The following is a 14,745-nucleotide window of genomic DNA, read 5'->3' as shown; positions in this document are numbered from 1 at the left end:
GGTCATGGCGGACCGTCCGAGCGGTAGCGGTACAGCTCGCGTTCGAGCAGGGCGAGGGAGTCCTCGGCGGCCCGGCGTGCCCGGCGTGCCTCGTCGACGGCCTGTTGCAGCCCTTCGGCCCGCTGCTCGGCCGCGTCGGTCCGGCGTGCGGCGTCGTCCGCGCGCTTCTCGGCGCGGTCGATCGCCTCCTGGTACTCCCTGCGATCGGCCCGGTTGGCGTTGAGCAGATACGCGACGATCATGACGAGCAGACCGCCGACCCCGACGGCGCTGAAGCCGCCGGGCGGGAGGAAACCTGCCAGTTCGTCCACACGTCAGCTCGCCGGGATACCCGATTCCGCCACCGACTCCGCCGCGCTCCGGGGGCGGACTGCTCTCTTGTAGGCGGCGGCGGAGCGCCGTCTGTACTGGGTGACCATTTCGCCGGACCTCGCTGTCGCGAATAACATTCTCAAGTGGACAATAATGCCCAGTATTGATATTTGCCGTGATGCGTCATCTTGGGGAGAAACCAGTCGGCAACCGGACAGTGTCCCGCCGGGACACGCGGCCGACCGCCGTTGACGTCGAGGCGTACCGGTGCGTGGGGTGGCGCATACCATCGGCTTCGACGTCACGTCGGGAGGTGCGGATGGCCAGGTACGTGATCGTGGGCGGCGGCATCCTCGGGCTCGCGGTGGCGCACCGGCTCCGGGCCGACCGCCCGCAGGACACGGTCATCGTGCTGGAGAAGGAGACCGGTTGGGCGGCACACCAGACCGGCCACAACTCCGGAGTGATCCACGCCGGGGTCTACTACCCGCCCGGCAGTCTCAAGGCGACGCTCTGCAGGGCCGGCAGTGCCTCGATGGTGCGGTTCTGCGCCGAGCAGGAGCTGCCCTACCGGGTCTGCGGGAAGCTGATCGTCGCGGCCGAGGCGGCCGAGTTGCCCCGGCTGCACGCGCTGTACGAGCGGGCGGTCGCCAACGGGCTCGCCGTCAGTCTGCTCGATGCGATCGAAGCCGCCGAGTACGAGCCGCACGTCGCCGCCGTGGCGGCGCTCCGGGTCTCCTCGACCGGGATCGTCGACTTCGGCGCCGTCTGCCGGCGCCTCGCCGAACTCCTCGCCACCGACGGTGCCGACCTGCGGCTGAACGCGCGGGTCACCGGCATCCACGCCCGGCCCGGTGGCGTGGTGGTGAGCACGGACGGGGGCGAGGCGACCGGCGACGTACTGGTCAACTGCGCCGGGCTGTACGCGGACCGGATCGCCCGGCTGGCCGGCCTCGACCCGCCGGCCCGGATCGTGCCGTTCCGGGGCGAGTACTACGAGCTGCTCCCCGAGCGCCGGAAACTCGTGCGCGGGCTGATCTACCCCGTGCCCGACCCGAGGTTCCCGTTCCTCGGCGTGCACCTGACCCGCATGATCGACGGCACCGTGCACGCCGGGCCGAACGCGGTGCTGGCCACCGCCCGCGAGGGCTACTCGTGGCGCCGGTTCGACCCGCGCGACGTGTGGGAGCAGGTCGGCTATTCCGGCCTGTGGGCGCTGGCCCGCCGGCACGTCCGGTACGGGCTGACCGAGGTGACCCGGTCGCTGTCCCGGAGACGGTTCGCGGCCAGCCTGGCCCGGCTGGTGCCGGAGCTGACCGAGGCCGACATCGTCCGCACCGGTGCCGGCGTACGCGCCCAGGCCGTCCGCCCGGACGGTGCCCTGGTGGACGACTTCCTGATCGTCGAGGCGGACCGGCAGGTGCACGTGCTCAACGCGCCCTCCCCGGCGGCGACCAGCTCGTTCGAGATCGCCCGGCACATCGTCGACCGGTTGCCCGCACCGTCCTGACGTCGTCACCACTTCGGGTAATGGCGATCGTCGGCCGTCGCCGGTGACACTGGACGGGTGGACCACCCTGCTGCCGCCCTGCTGCTCGCGGGAGTGGTGCTGGGCGTCTTCGCCGGCATCGCGTTCGCGGTGGCCCGGCGCGCCTGGGCGGACTATCGGAAGGTCAAGGCGAGCCTGCCGGGGATGCGCAGGACGGCCTGGGCCGTGACCCGGATCGCCACCAGCCGCGGCGGGATCGTGCTGCTGCTCTGCCTCGCCGCCGCCGGCTGGGCGGCCACCGGTGGCGAGAACTGAGGACAGCCACTCGAAGGGGCCCCGGAGGGATCAGTCGGCCGGTCGAGCGGGTCCGTCCGCCGGTCGAGCGGACGGACCCGCCGGCCCAGGGGGTTCGTCCACCGCTCCAGAAAGCTTGTGCACCGGTCCAGGGGGTTCGTCCACCGGTCCAGAAAGCTCGTCCACCGGTCCAGGGGGTTCGTCCGGAGCGGACCCCGGCTCGTCCTCCGACGGGTGGGGTCGGCCGCGGTGGAAGAGCCGGCGGCCACGCGTTTCCAGGCGGAGCTGCCAGGCCGGCAGCAGCTGCGGGTTGAAACCGCGCGCGACGATCACGTCGGTCGAGGAGTGCAGGACGATGCTCAACACGATGGTGAGGGCGACCAACGCGAAGGCCTGTTCGGCCACGGGGATGCTGGAGGCCAGCAGGAGGAGGCCGTAGACGACCGAGGCGAAACCCTTCGGTCCGAACCACATCGCGGCGAGCTGCTCGCGCAGGTCGAGTCTTGCGCCGAGGAACGAGATCCAGAGCGCGACCGGGCGGGCGACGACCAGGGCCAGGACCGCGAAGAGCCAGCCGGTCCAGGGGATGCCGCCGAAGAATGCGGGGGAGAGCAATGCCCCGAAGACCAGCAGCGCGGCGAGTTTGAGGATCTCCGCCACCAACTCGCCGAAGTGCTCGAACGCCTCGCGCTGCTGGCGCCCGACGGTTGCCACCGTGATGCCGGCGGCGAACGCGGCGAGGAAGAGGTTGGCGTGGGTGGCCTTGCCCAGGGCGAGCACGAGCAGACCGATGGCGACGGCGTTGAGCGGCAGGTACTGCGGGGAGACGGCGAACCAGCGGGTCTGTTCCAGCCGGATCGCGATCCACGGCACCGCGATGCCGATGACGATGCCGAGCAGCAGTTCCGTGCCGAGCATCGGCAGGTGCAGGTCGTCCTCGTGCGCGGCGACGGCGAGCAGCACCACCACGAACGGCAGGGCGAGACCGTCGTTGACGCCGGACTCGACGTTGAGCAGGTGCCGCAGCCGGGCGGGGACCCGCTCGTTTCCGACCAGTGCGGCGGCGAAGACCGGGTCGGTAGGGGCGAGAATCGCGCCGACCAGCAGGGACTCCGGCCAGCCGAGCCCGGCGACGTAGTGCGCGAGCAGGGCGGTGACCAGCAGGGTGAGCGGCAGGCCCCAGCCCAGGGCACGACCGGGCAGCCGCCACGCCGAGCGCAGGTCGGACCAGCCGACCCGCATGCCGTCGGTGAAGAGCACGGCGAAGAGTGCCAGCTCGGCCAGGGCCGCCACCTCCGGCGAACCCGAGGTGACGTGCACGAGGCCGAGCACACCGTCACCGACGAGGAAGCCGGCGACGAGGAAGAGCACCGCCGTGGAGAGGACCGTGCGGTGGGCCAGCGCGGAGAGGAGTACGGCCAGCAGCAACACAACGGCGAAGATCAGCAGCAGTGACATCTGGAACCGTCCCGTCGTCCGGCATGGCGGTCAGCTCGCCGGCAGACCTCCCGGCAGATCAACGCAACAACCTACCGGCTCTCCGGTCCGGCACCTGGACGGGGCGGCGGTTCACGTCCGGCTCAGCAGGCCGGAGCGGCGGATGGTCCGGATCGGTTCGGTGGCGGCGCCCGCGCGCCGCAGGATGTGGTTCGCGGCGAGTGTCCCGGTCAGCGCGGCCCGCTCCAGCAACGCGCTCGGCAGGTCGGTCCGGATCCCGTCCCCGGCCAGGTAGAGCCGGCCGGCGTCGGTGAGCACCCCGGGCCGGTCGGTGGCGGACCCCGGCCGGAACGCCGGCGCCTGCCGCTCGACCCGGCAGCGCAGGTCGCGTACCGGCATGTCCGCCACCTCCGGCCAGAGTCCGGCCAGCTCGGCCCGCATCCGCCGGGCCAGCTCCGGCGCGGGCACGCCCTCCGGGCAGGCGTACGCGTGCAGCTCCAGCACCGATCCGCCCGACCCGGCCGCCCAGCGGCGCGCCGCCGCCTCCAGCCGGTGGTAGAGCGTCACCGAGTCCAGGGTGGGCTGCCGGGAGACGCCGCTGAACACCGGCCGGTCCCGAGCCACCTCCCCAGCCAGCCAGTACCGGGCGACCGCGTACGGCGGGCCGGTGCCGGACCGGGCGACCTGCCTGGCGAGTACCGGTGCGGCGGCGGCCAGCTCCGGCGAGCCGGCCAGCAGCGCGGAGAGCGCCGGCGGGTCCACGGCCAGCACGACGTCACCGGTCCGGTGCTGCTCGCCGCCGCCGGTCTCCAGGCGCCAGCCGCCGCCGCTTCCGGGCCGTACCGCCGTCACCGGCGCGTCGAGGCGGATCCGGCCGCCGTGCCGCCGCAGGTGCCCGGCGAGCGGCTGCCAGATCGCCGACTCGTAGTCCCGGCCCGGGGCGTCGAAGCCCAGCCCCTCCGGGTTGCCGAGAAAATAGAAGTGGAAGTTGGCGATCATCTCGGCTGCGGACATCTCGGCCTCGTGGTTGAAGAACGAGTGCGAGAAGACCTCGAAGAGCATTGCCCGGGCCCGGTCCGGCAGCTGCAGCGAGTCGAGCAGGTCCGCCGCGCTGGTGGCGTCGAGTTCGGCGTACGTGCGGCGCGGGTGGTATGCCAGCAGTGGCAGCGCTGCCCGCCGGTCCATCCGGCGCAGGTCCCGCAACCGCAGGCTGGGGCTGCGGGCCAGCAGCGCCAGCAGGTTCCACGGCGGTCTCGCCGGCAGCCGGCCGAACTCCTCCGCCGGCCAGTCCCGGTGCAGCACCGGGTAGCCGGGCACCGGCCGGAGCAGGGCGAGCGTCGGATCGACCCGGCGCAGGATCGACCGGAACGTGTAGTACTGCCGGAAGAAGGCGTGGAAGCCGTGGTCGACCGGCTGCACCGTGCCGTCGGACAGCGTCTCGGGCCGGGTGTCGAGCCGGCCGCCGAGCCGGGAGCGCGCCTCCAGCACCGTGACCTGCACGCCGCGCTCGGCGAGCACGACCGCGGCCGACATGCCGGCGACGCCGCCACCCACCACGATCGCGTCGGTGCCGTCGCGCGCCCGCCCCCGAGACCGTCCCGACCGCCCCATCAGGACTGTCCGGCCGGCGGAGAGGGCGGGCGGCAGCGCGGCGGCCGGTCGGAGGACGGCCAGACGTACGGCACCTCCGGCACGTCGCCGAAGATCGGCCCGTAGTGCGCCGGATCCTTGCGCAGCAGCGCGGAGCGGTGGCTGAGGTGCAGATCCTCCCGACCGAGCCAGGGCGGCAGCTCACCGGCGGCGGTCAGCTCCTCCTGCCGGCGCACCTCGGTCAGGCCGCAGCCGGTCCCGAGGTCGGCGACCAGGGTGCCGGCGCAGGTGTCGGCCCGGCCGGTCGAACGCCACTCGTCGCAGATATCCAGCCCGTAGCGGACCAGCGCCTCCTCGTAACCCGCCCACATCTTCACCGCCGGGTGGTGGCGCCAGCCGTAGCCGGGGCGGATCAGGCCGCGTAGCACCTGGAGCGCCTCCACCCGCTGTTTGCCCAGCCGTAGCGGGTCGAGGCTCCGGGCGGTCGACCCGAAGTCCGGATAGGGCAGGAAGGTCTGCATCCGCCGGCACTACCCGGGACCGAGGTTTCCACACGTGAACACGGAGCGTGATTTTACTGCCCCGATCCGTGGATGGGACGGTACCCGCGTAATGATCGGAGTGACTACCATCCGGGCATGGCGGATCTCTGGCGTATCCGAGCCCGGCGCGCGTTCGAGACCCGGCTCCGGGACGGCCTGCGGACCAACGGCGACCATCGCGCGCACTACGTGGTCTGCGGGCAGGACGCGCTCGCCGTACAACTCGTCACCGAGCTGCTCGGCAACGATCCGCAGGGCAGCGGCGTACGGGTCACGGTGATCGTGCCGCACCGGCGCCGGCCGGACGGGCCGGACATCCGCACCGTCCGGGGCATCCGGACGATCGAGTCGGACCGGCTGGACGAGGAGACCTTCCGGGCCGCCGGGCTGGCCGGGGCGAGCGGTCTGGCCATGCTGCACCAGGACGACGTCGGCAACATCCACGCGGCGCTCTGCGCCCAGGAGGTCGAGCCGGACATCCGGGTGGTGCTGCGGATGTTCAACATGAGCCTCGGCAACGGGATCCGTCAGCTCTTCCCGAACAGTGCTGTCCTCTCCGACGCCTCGATGGCCGCACCCGCCTTCGTCGCGGCGGCGCTCGGCGAGGTCGCGCCGACGTACTTCCGGCACGGCGGCCGGACCCTCTTCGTCACACCCCGGTCCGAGGTCCGGCCGGAGCAGGTGGTCTGCGGGCTCGCCGACACCCGGGATCCGCACCACCCGCTGGTGCTGCCCGCCGATCCGGCCGACGCCGACCTGGTGCTCGCCGAGGCGATTGGCCAGGTCGACACCGAGCACGCCGCCACCCGGCGGCGGCTGCTGCGCGCCCGCCGGGGGCGGCGCCGCCGCAACGCGGTCCTGCTTCGGGCGGTGCGCTCGTTCGCCACCCGCAAGATCGGGATGGCCACCATCTCCGTGCTGGTCGTGGTGGCGGTGCTCGGCTTCCTGCTCTCCTTCGCCGAGGACACCAACATCGGAAACGCGATCTACCTGACGATGGTGACCACGATCGTCGGCGCCGACCCGGACACCAGCAAGGGGGCGGCGGCGCAGATCCTCCAGGTGGTGCTGAACCTCGCCGGGCTGGCGCTGATCCCGCTGATCACCGCCGCGGTGGTGGACGGCATCGTCCAGGCCCGGTTGGCGCTCGACGCCGGCCTGCTGCCACGCGACCGCAGCGGGCACGTCGTGGTGGTCGGCCTCGGCAACGTCGGTACCCGGGTTATGTGGCAGCTCAACGACCTCGGCGTCGAGGTGGTCGCCATCGACAAGGACCCGGAGGCCCGGGGCGCGGCGGTGGCCCGCCGGCTGAACATCCCGCTGATCGTCGGGGACGCCGCCCGGGAGGAGATCCTGGACACCGCCTCGGTCGGCACCAGCCAGGCCCTGGTGGTGGTCTCCACCGACGACGTCAGCAACCTCCAGGCGGCGCTGAACGCCAGGGCGCTCCGCGCCGACCTGCGGGTCGTGCTGCGGCTCTTCGACGGTGACTTCGCGCAGCGGATCCAGAAGACCTTCCGGATCGGGGTCTCCCGGAGCGTCTCGTACCTTGCCGCGCCCTCCTTCGCGGCGGCGCTGCTCAACCGGGCGGTGATCGCGACAATCCCGGTTGCCCGGCACGCGCTGCTGGTCGCCGAGGTGCCGGTCGCGCCCGGCTCGGCGCTGGCCGGCCAGGAACTCCGGGTGGTCAGCCAGGCCGAGTGGGTGCGGGTGGTCGCGCTGACCGGTGCCGGCCAGCGGCGTACCGAGTGGTCGCCACCGCCGGAGCACCGGCTCCGCCCCGGCGACGTGCTGACCGTGGTGGTGCGGCGGGCCGGCCTGAACCGGCTGCTCCGGGAGGCGAGTACGTCGCCCCCGTCCGCGTCTCCGGTGCCGTCCGCCGGGCCGGCGGACCGACCCGGTGCCACGGCCGGTCGACCCGCCCGACGCGCCGTGCCCCGGCAGTCCGACCGGTCGGGTCGACGGGACCGGCCCGGCGGGCGGAGCCAACCCGGCCGCGCACCGCGCCGCGGCGATCCTCCCCAGTAGACCGGCTGTCCCAGTAGACCGGCTTCCCCGGTGGAGCGGGCGCAACCGTGGCCGGCCGGGTGATCCCCGATGGGTGGATCAGCCGACCTCGACGCCGAGGATCGCCTGCTCGTCCGGGCGGTGGACCAGCTCGTCGGCGAGGAACGACTGCACGGCCGGAGCCAGCCCGACGTCCCGGCCGGCCCGCTCGGACAGCCGCCAGCGGTGCTCGATGACCTGCACAAAGAGCTCGGCCGGTTCGAGTTTGCCGCGCAGGTGCACCGGCACCGCCCGGACCACCGGCTCGAAGACCTCGGTCAGCCAGCGGTGCGCGGCCTGCTGTTCGTCGGTGAGGTCGCTCTCCGCCCGGTAGGTGTCCAGGTCGTTGAGGAGTCGCCGGGCCTGGTTCTCCTCGGTGTCCAGCCCGGTCAGCCGGAGCAGCCGGCGGCTGTGGTAGCCGGCGTCGACCACCTTGGGCCGGACCAGGTAGCGCCCGCCGTCCACCACCGACATCGCCACCTCGGCGACGTCGAAGCCGAGCTCGTTGAGGCGGCGGATCCGGCGCTCGATGTCGTGCCGGGCCTCCCGCTCGATCCGCTGCTCGTAGGTGATCTCGTGCCAGAGTCGCTGGTAGCGCAGGACCACCTCCTCACAGACCACCTCCGGGTCGATCGACGGGTGCAGCAGCCCGGCGGCCTCCAGGTCCAGCGCCTCGCCGAAGATGTTGACCCGGGCGATCTCCAGGTCCTCCTCCCGCTGCCCGTTGGAGAGCCGCGGATGCAGCGCACCGGTCTCGGCGTCGACGAGATAGGCGGCGAACGCACCGGCATCCCGCCGGAACAGGGTGTTGGAGAGCGAGCAGTCGCCCCAGAAGAAGCCGGTCAGGTGCATCCGGACGATCAGCGCGGCGAGCGCGTCGAGCAGCCGGTTCAGCGTCTCGGGACGCAGCGTGTGTGAGAAGAGCGCCCGGTAGGGGAGGGAGAACTGGAGGTGTCGGGTGATCAGGACCGGGTCGAGCGGCGCACCCTCCTCGTCCTGCCGGTCGGCGACGATCGCGACCGCCTCCACGGACGGGAAGTCGATCCGCTCCAGGGCGCGGAGCAGGTCGTATTCCCGCTCGGCGACCCGTTCGCCGGTCTCCTTGACCGCGTAGACGGTACCGGCGAGGCGGACGAACCGCACGATATGCCGTGAGATGCCCTGGGGTAGCGCCACCAACTGGTCGGCGGGCCACTGCTCCAGCGGTGTCGACCAGGGAAGGTCGAGCAGCGCCGGGTCGACGAGGGCCGAGGTGATCCGCACGGAAACAAGCATGCCGGTCCGGGCCGCCCTGTGCCGCTCCACGTGGGCGGGCACACATCGCCGGCCGTCAGGCCCCGGGCACCTCGCGCGGCGCCGGTCCGGTCCGGCTCGTCCTCCCGCGCCAGCTTCGGCCCGCTTCCGCGCAGGCGTCGGCCCCGTCCCGCGTAGGCGTCGGCCCCGTCCCGCGCCAGCTCGGGCCCGTCCGCCCGGTAGCGTGGTCGGAATGCGGGAGACCACGACGGTACGGCGACCGCTGCGCCTGCGCCCCGTCCGCCCGGCCGGCTGGTGGTTCGACGGCGTACTGCTCGCCGCTCTGGTCGCACTGACCGCCGCGCTCGCCGCCGGCCAGCTCCTCGACGTCGACCTGACGGTCCGGGAATGGGTGAACGCACACCGCCCGGAGCCGGCACGCCAGGTGGCGGTGGTGCTCAACTTCCTGGGCCAGGGCGGCTGGGTGCTGATGCCGCTGACGTTCGGGCTGGGCGTGGCGGTCGCCGTGCGTACCCGTTCGATCCGGCCGCTGCTCGTCGGCGTCGGCGCGTTCGTGCTCACCTCGTTCACGGTCGGACCGGCGAAGCTCTGGACCGATCGTGCCGCGCCCAGCTCGAAGCTGCCGCCGGAGGAGTCGGTGCAGATCTTCGCCACGCTGCCACCCGACGAGTGGGACCTGTCGTACCCCTCCGGGCACGTGGCGAACACCATCATCTGGTATGGGGCGGTCGCGCTGCTGGTCGCCGCGCTGCTGCGTACCCTCGACCGCCCGGCCGCCCCCCGGAGCCTCTACGTCGCGATCCGGGTGGCACCCCCGGCCATCGTCTTCTGCACCACCACCTACCTCGGGTGGCACTGGATCACCGACTCGGTCGCCGGGCTGCTCCTCGGACTCCTCCTCGGCCGGCTGCTCGGCCGGGTGCCGTGGGACGACCTGCCGCTGCCCGACCTGCCCGGCGGGGTGCACCGGCGCGGAGTCTTCACCGACGACCTGTAGGTGAGTCTTCAACCGAGGTGACGTGTTCACCGACGGCCACTAGGTTCGGCAAGGTGACGACCCTGGAGCGCCGGCTCGGCGTACCCGATGCGGTGGTGATCGGCCTCGGGTCGATGCTCGGGGCCGGCGTCTTCGTGGTCTTCGCTCCGGCGACCGCCGCCGCCGGTGGCGGGCCGGCCCTGCTCGGCGCGCTCGCCGTCGCCGGCCTGGTCGCCTACTGCAACGCCACCAGTTCGGCCCGGCTCGCCGCCCGCTATCCGGAGTCCGGCGGCACCTACGTCTACGGCCGGGAACGGCTCGGCCCGTTCGCCGGCTTCGTCGCCGGCTGGGGCTTCGTGGTCGGCAAGACCGCGAGCTGCGCCGCAATGGCGCTGACCATCGGGGCCTACCTGTGGCCCGGGTACGCCCGGCCCGTCGCCGTCGCCGCCGTGCTGGCGGTGACGGCGGTGAACCTGCGCGGGGTGCAGAAGACGGCCCAGGTCACCCAGTGGCTGGTCGCGGTGACGCTGACCGTGCTGCTGCTGGTGGTGCTGGTCGGGCTCTTCGGCGGCGAGTTCCGCGCGGCCCGTCTCGGCGACCCTGTAGCCACCTCGGCCCAGCCCGCCGCCGCTCTCGACGGGCCGGCCGGGGTCGGTCTACTCACCGCCGCCGGCCTGCTCTTCTTCGCCTTCGCCGGGTACGCCCGGATCGCCACCCTCGGCGAGGAGGTGCGGGACCCCGCCCGCACCATTCCCCGGGCGGTGCCGGTCGCGCTCGGCCTGGTGCTGCTGACCTACCTGGGCCTGGCCGTGGTGGCACTCTCGGTGCTCGGCCCGGCCCGGCTGGCCGGCTCGACCGCCCCGCTCGCCGAGGTGGTGGAGGCCGGTGGGTTCTCCGGGCTGGCCTGGCTGGTCCGGGCCGGGGCGACGGTGGCGGTGCTCGGCGTACTCCTGGCCCTGGTCGCCGGGGTCGGCCGGAGCACCCTGGCGATGGCCCGGCGTCGCGACCTGCCTGGCGGGCTGGCCGCCGTGCATCCGCGATTCCGGGTGCCGCACCGGGCCGAGCTGGCGGTCGCCGTGATCGTGATCGTGGTGGTGGCGCTCGGCGACATCCGGTCAGCGATCGGCTTCTCCAGCTGCACGGTGCTGGTCTACTACGCGATCACCAACGCCGCCGCGCTGACTCTCGGCCCCGATCCGGAGCGCCGGCTGCCGGTCCGGGCAATGGCCTGGACCGGGCTCGCCGGCTGCCTGCTGCTCGCGGTCACCCTCCCGCTCGGCAGCGTGCTGGCCGGCTTCGCGGTGCTCGCCGCCGGCGCCCTCGGCCACGCCATCCGGCACGCCGTCCACCGTCGCCGGATACGGCCATGATCGGGTAGCGCCTGGCATGCCCTGGCAGGCCGGACGCTACCCGACCATCGGGAGCCGTCGTGGGGGCGGGGTCAGCGGGTGCGGGTGGTGCCGCCGCCGCAGGTGGCGCCGGGCTCGATCGAGGCGGTCTCCCGGTACTGCCGGATGAACTCGTCGATCGCGTCGTCGTCGGCGTCGTCGACAGCGAGCTGGTAGCCCCAGGCCTGGAGCGAGATAGGCGACGGCTGTCGCGGGTACGGGCTCATGAAGACGTACGACTGCCCGCGTACCCGCTCGGCGAGCGCCTCCACCTGTGACGCCGGCAGCCCGGGCCGATAGGTGATCCACACCGCGCCGTGTTCGAGGCTGTGCACCGCGTTGCCGTCCACGACCGGTGCGTCGTAGACGTCGCCGTTGCAGTTCTGCCACTCCGGGTAGTGCGGACCACCGGCCGGCGGAATCATCGGATAGCTGATGGTGGAGCCGTCGGGCCGGTGCTCCTGGGAGAGCGCGTCGGGGTTCGTCTCCCGGTAGTTGACCACCCCGGCGAGGTCACCTCCACCGCCGTCGGCGTCCCGCTGCAGGTACCAGATGAACGCGCCCGCGCCGCAGACGAGGAGCAGCAGCAGCGCCACGGCACCGGCGACGATCCCGACGATCAGCCCGACCCGGGGCCCCGACCTCGGAGGCGGCACCGGCTGTCCACCCTGGTACGGGTACCCGGGCTGGCCGCCCTGGTAGGGATAACCGGGCTGGTAGGGATAACCGGGCTGGCCGTAGCCGGGGGTCGGGACGGGTGGCTGAGGAGGGGGTTGGCGGTACCCGGGTTGGGGGTGGTCGTGGAGCGGCTGTGCGAGTGCCGGTGGCGCCGGGTATCCGGTGTGCGGCGGACCGGGTTGTGGGGGTACGGGCGGCGGCGCGTGTCCGGGATGCGGGGGCAGCGATTCCGGCGGCGAGCTGGGTTGCTGGGACTGTGGCGGTTCCGGGGTGCCCATGTCTTCGTCTACGCCTTCGGCTGAGAGTGGTGAGTGCCGATCCTATCGGGCCGGCGCCGTTGCGACAGGCTCGCCGGAGAGTATGCGGGGCCCGGAGCGGGTGTACGCCTACCTGTGCCGCCTCGCCGACGAACTGGAAGACCTGCGGCGGGCCGAGAGCGCGGCCCGCACCGAGGCGGAGCGGATCCGGGGTGGCGCCTACTCGATCCACTCGCCGGCACGCATCACCCGTACGACGTTGAGGTCGTCGTCCAGCACCACCAGGTCGGCCCGCCAGCCGGGCATCAGGGCGCCGATCCGCTCGCCGAGCCCGATCGCCCGGGCCGGGGTCGTCGCGGCCATCCGGCAGGCGTCCACCATCGGGATCCCGGCCGCGACCGCCGCCCGCAGCGCCGCATCCATGGTCAGCACACTGCCGGCGATCGCGCCGGGGGAGGAATCCGGGGACGAGTCGCCGGTGGCGAGCCGGGCCGTGCCGTCGGCCACCACCACGGGCTGACCGCCCAACTCGTACTCGCCGTCCGGCATCCCGGCGGCGGCGATCGCGTCGGTGATCAGCGCGGCCCGGTCCGGGCCGGCCACCCCGGCGGCGAAGGCCAGGGTGCCCTGGTGCAGGTGTACGCCGTCGGCGACCAACTCGCAGACCACGTTGGGGGAGCCGAGCAGCGCGAAGACCGGCCCCGGCTCACGGTGATGTGCGCTGGGCATGCCGTTGAAGAGGTGGGTCGCCACGGTCGCCCCGGCGATCACACCGGCGCCGGTCTGCTCGTACGTGGCGTCGGTGTGCCCGATCGCCGCGACGACCCGCCGGGAGACGAGCAGCTCGATCGCGGCCAGCGCGCCGGGCAGCTCGGGGGCGATGCTGACCATCCGGACCGTACCGTCGCCGAGGGAGAGCAGCTCGGTCAGCTCGTCCAGGGACGGATCGCGGAGGAACGCCGGGTTCTGCGCGCCGCAGCGCACCGCCGACAGGTACGGCCCCTCGTAGTGGACGCCGGCCAGCACGCCCTCCTTCACCAGCGGGACGTACGCCTCGGTGGCGTCCCGCATCAGCTCGTACGGCGAGCTGACCAGGCTGGCCAGCATGCTGGTGGTGCCGTGCGCGAGGTGGAAGGCGGCGGCGCCGCGGGCCGCGTCGGCGTCGCCGGTGGTGAAGGTGTGCCCGCCGCCGCCGTGACTGTGCATGTCGACGAAGCCGGGCACGACCCAGTGTCCGTCCCTTATGGACGGATACTCGGCGACCGCCGTGATCCGGTCATCCTCCAACTCCACACACCCCTGGCGGATCACGCCGGTCGGGGTTACCACCTTGCCGCTGACGCGGACGGTCATGTCGTCTCCTCGGTGCACTCGTCGGCGCCATGACGTGTCGGACCGGTCGGGCCGGCGCCGCCACGGCGCTCGGGTTACGGAGTTTCCAGGACGTCGAGGGTGTCGAGCCTGTCCAGGGTGTCGACGGCGAGCAGGGCGGCGCCGAGACAACCGGCCTCGTCGCCGAGGGCGGCCCGCCGCAACCGGGGCTCGGTCTGGAAGGTGAGCCGCTGCCGCAGCGCGACGCCGAGCGGGTCGAGCAGGTCGGCGCCGGCCTCGGCCAGCCCGCCGCCGAGCACCACGACCTCGGTGTCGTAGAGGGCCTGGGCGATGGTCAGGCCGTCGGCCAGGGCGTCGATCGTCTCCCGCCACACCCGTGCGGCGGTCTCCTCACCGCCGGCCGCCCGGGCGACCACCTCGGCGGCGGTCGCCGCTGTTCCGGCCAGCGCCGCGTATCGCCGGCCGACGGCGGCGGCCGAGGCCACCGCCTCCAGACAGCCGAGCCGGCCGCAGCCGCAGGGCGGCCCGTCGGGGCGTATGACGACGTGGCCCAGCTCGCCGGCGGCGCCGTGCGCGCCCGCGAAGGCCGACCCGTCGACCACGTGCGCGGCGGCGATTCCGGTGCCGATGGCGAGGAAGAGCACGTGCCGGGTGCCCCGGCCGCCGCCGAGCCGGGCCTCCGCGAGCCCGCCCACCCGCACGTCGTGGCCGAGCACCGCCGGCAGGCCGAGCCGCGCACCGACCAGCTCCCGCAGGGGTACGTCCCGGAAGCCGAGGTTGGCCGACCAGACCGCCCTTCCGCTGGTCTCGTCGACCACTCCGGGCACGGCCACTCCGACCGCGACCGGGGTGAAGCCGTCCGCCCGCGCCTTGCCGGCGAGCCCGTCGGCGACGTCGAGGATGCTCTCCACCACGGCGGCCGGGCCGCGCTCGGCCCGGGTGTGGTGCCGTTCGGCGTGCACGACGCCGCCGTCCGGCCGGACCAGCGCACACTTCATGCCGGTCCCGCCGACGTCGAGCGCGACCACCACCTCCCCGCCCCGCACCCCGCCCACGGCGCTCCGCGCGGCGGCGGTGGCGCGTGATGGGTCGAGCGCGGCGGCGGTGGCGCTCGGTGGGTCGAGCGCGGCGGCGGTGGCGCTCGGTGGGT

The 14,745-nt window shown here is 73.5% G+C and carries 12 protein-coding genes and 1 pseudogene; 5 read left to right on the top strand and 8 right to left on the bottom strand.

Annotated elements, in window-relative coordinates:
- Positions 1–2: 2 nt before the first annotated feature.
- Positions 3–311: a hypothetical protein gene (locus ACN28C_RS03150; RefSeq protein WP_422772108.1), complete on the bottom strand. Its 309-nt coding sequence runs from the start codon at positions 309–311 to the stop codon at positions 3–5.
- Positions 312–631: 320 nt separating this feature from the next.
- Here ACN28C_RS03150 and lhgO point away from each other — a divergent pair, with 320 nt between their 5' ends.
- A complete protein-coding gene (gene lhgO, locus ACN28C_RS03145; protein ID WP_422772107.1) occupies positions 632–1,822 on the top strand; it encodes an L-2-hydroxyglutarate oxidase in 1,191 nt (396 codons plus the stop codon).
- A gap of 57 nt (positions 1,823–1,879) precedes the next feature.
- Complete coding sequence (locus tag ACN28C_RS03140; RefSeq protein ID WP_422772106.1) at positions 1,880–2,116, top strand: hypothetical protein; 237 nt, start codon at positions 1,880–1,882, stop codon at positions 2,114–2,116.
- A gap of 255 nt (positions 2,117–2,371) precedes the next feature.
- Here ACN28C_RS03140 and ACN28C_RS03135 read toward each other — a convergent pair.
- From ACN28C_RS03135 to ACN28C_RS03125, 3 genes and pseudogenes are all read right to left on the bottom strand, one after another.
- A pseudogene (locus ACN28C_RS03135) lies at positions 2,372–3,553 on the bottom strand (cation:proton antiporter); the annotation flags it as partial.
- 111 nt (positions 3,554–3,664) lie between these two features.
- Positions 3,665–5,143, bottom strand: coding sequence for an FAD-dependent oxidoreductase (locus tag ACN28C_RS03130; protein WP_422772105.1), 1,479 nt, complete (start codon positions 5,141–5,143; stop codon positions 3,665–3,667).
- Entirely contained in the window at positions 5,143–5,643 is a 501-nt protein-coding gene (locus ACN28C_RS03125) for an MSMEG_6728 family protein (RefSeq protein WP_422772104.1), read from the bottom strand. Before ACN28C_RS03125 ends, ACN28C_RS03130 begins: the two co-directional genes overlap by 1 nt.
- A 117-nt stretch (positions 5,644–5,760) precedes the next feature.
- Between ACN28C_RS03125 and ACN28C_RS03120 the strand changes: the two genes are divergently transcribed.
- The gene (locus tag ACN28C_RS03120; protein WP_422772103.1) at positions 5,761–7,692 is read left to right on the top strand and encodes an NAD-binding protein; all 1,932 of its coding nucleotides are present in this window, start codon (positions 5,761–5,763) and stop codon (positions 7,690–7,692) included.
- 78 nt (positions 7,693–7,770) lie between these two features.
- Here ACN28C_RS03120 and ACN28C_RS03115 read toward each other — a convergent pair whose 3' ends face one another.
- Positions 7,771–8,985: a DUF4032 domain-containing protein gene (locus ACN28C_RS03115; protein WP_422772102.1), complete on the bottom strand. Its 1,215-nt coding sequence runs from the start codon at positions 8,983–8,985 to the stop codon at positions 7,771–7,773.
- A 211-nt stretch (positions 8,986–9,196) separates the two neighbouring features.
- Here ACN28C_RS03115 and ACN28C_RS03110 point away from each other — a divergent pair, with 211 nt between their 5' ends.
- A complete protein-coding gene (locus ACN28C_RS03110; protein WP_422772101.1) occupies positions 9,197–9,961 on the top strand; it encodes a phosphatase PAP2 family protein in 765 nt (254 codons plus the stop codon).
- Positions 9,962–10,074: 113 nt separating this feature from the next.
- Positions 10,075–11,310 carry an APC family permease gene (locus tag ACN28C_RS03105; protein WP_422774494.1) on the top strand — a complete coding sequence of 412 codons (1,236 nt, stop codon included), beginning with the start codon at positions 10,075–10,077 and terminating at the stop codon, positions 11,308–11,310.
- A gap of 71 nt (positions 11,311–11,381) precedes the next feature.
- Here ACN28C_RS03105 and ACN28C_RS03100 read toward each other — a convergent pair whose 3' ends face one another.
- The 3 genes from ACN28C_RS03100 to ACN28C_RS03090 all read right to left on the bottom strand — a co-directional run bounded on the left by ACN28C_RS03100 (position 11,382) and on the right by ACN28C_RS03090 (position 14,650).
- A complete protein-coding gene (locus ACN28C_RS03100; RefSeq protein ID WP_422772100.1) occupies positions 11,382–11,984 on the bottom strand; it encodes a DUF3105 domain-containing protein in 603 nt (200 codons plus the stop codon).
- A 498-nt stretch (positions 11,985–12,482) separates the two neighbouring features.
- Positions 12,483–13,616: an N-acetylglucosamine-6-phosphate deacetylase gene (gene nagA / locus ACN28C_RS03095; RefSeq protein ID WP_422772099.1), complete on the bottom strand. Its 1,134-nt coding sequence runs from the start codon at positions 13,614–13,616 to the stop codon at positions 12,483–12,485.
- A 74-nt stretch (positions 13,617–13,690) separates the two neighbouring features.
- Positions 13,691–14,650, bottom strand: a complete 960-nt coding sequence (locus ACN28C_RS03090) for an ROK family protein (protein WP_422774493.1) — start codon at positions 14,648–14,650, stop codon at positions 13,691–13,693.
- Positions 14,651–14,745: the final 95 nt, after the last annotated feature.

The organism is Plantactinospora sp. WMMC1484, from assembly GCF_049315195.1.
Lineage (GTDB): Bacteria > Actinomycetota > Actinomycetes > Mycobacteriales > Micromonosporaceae > Plantactinospora.
This window is presented reverse-complemented; position numbering and strand designations above follow the sequence as displayed.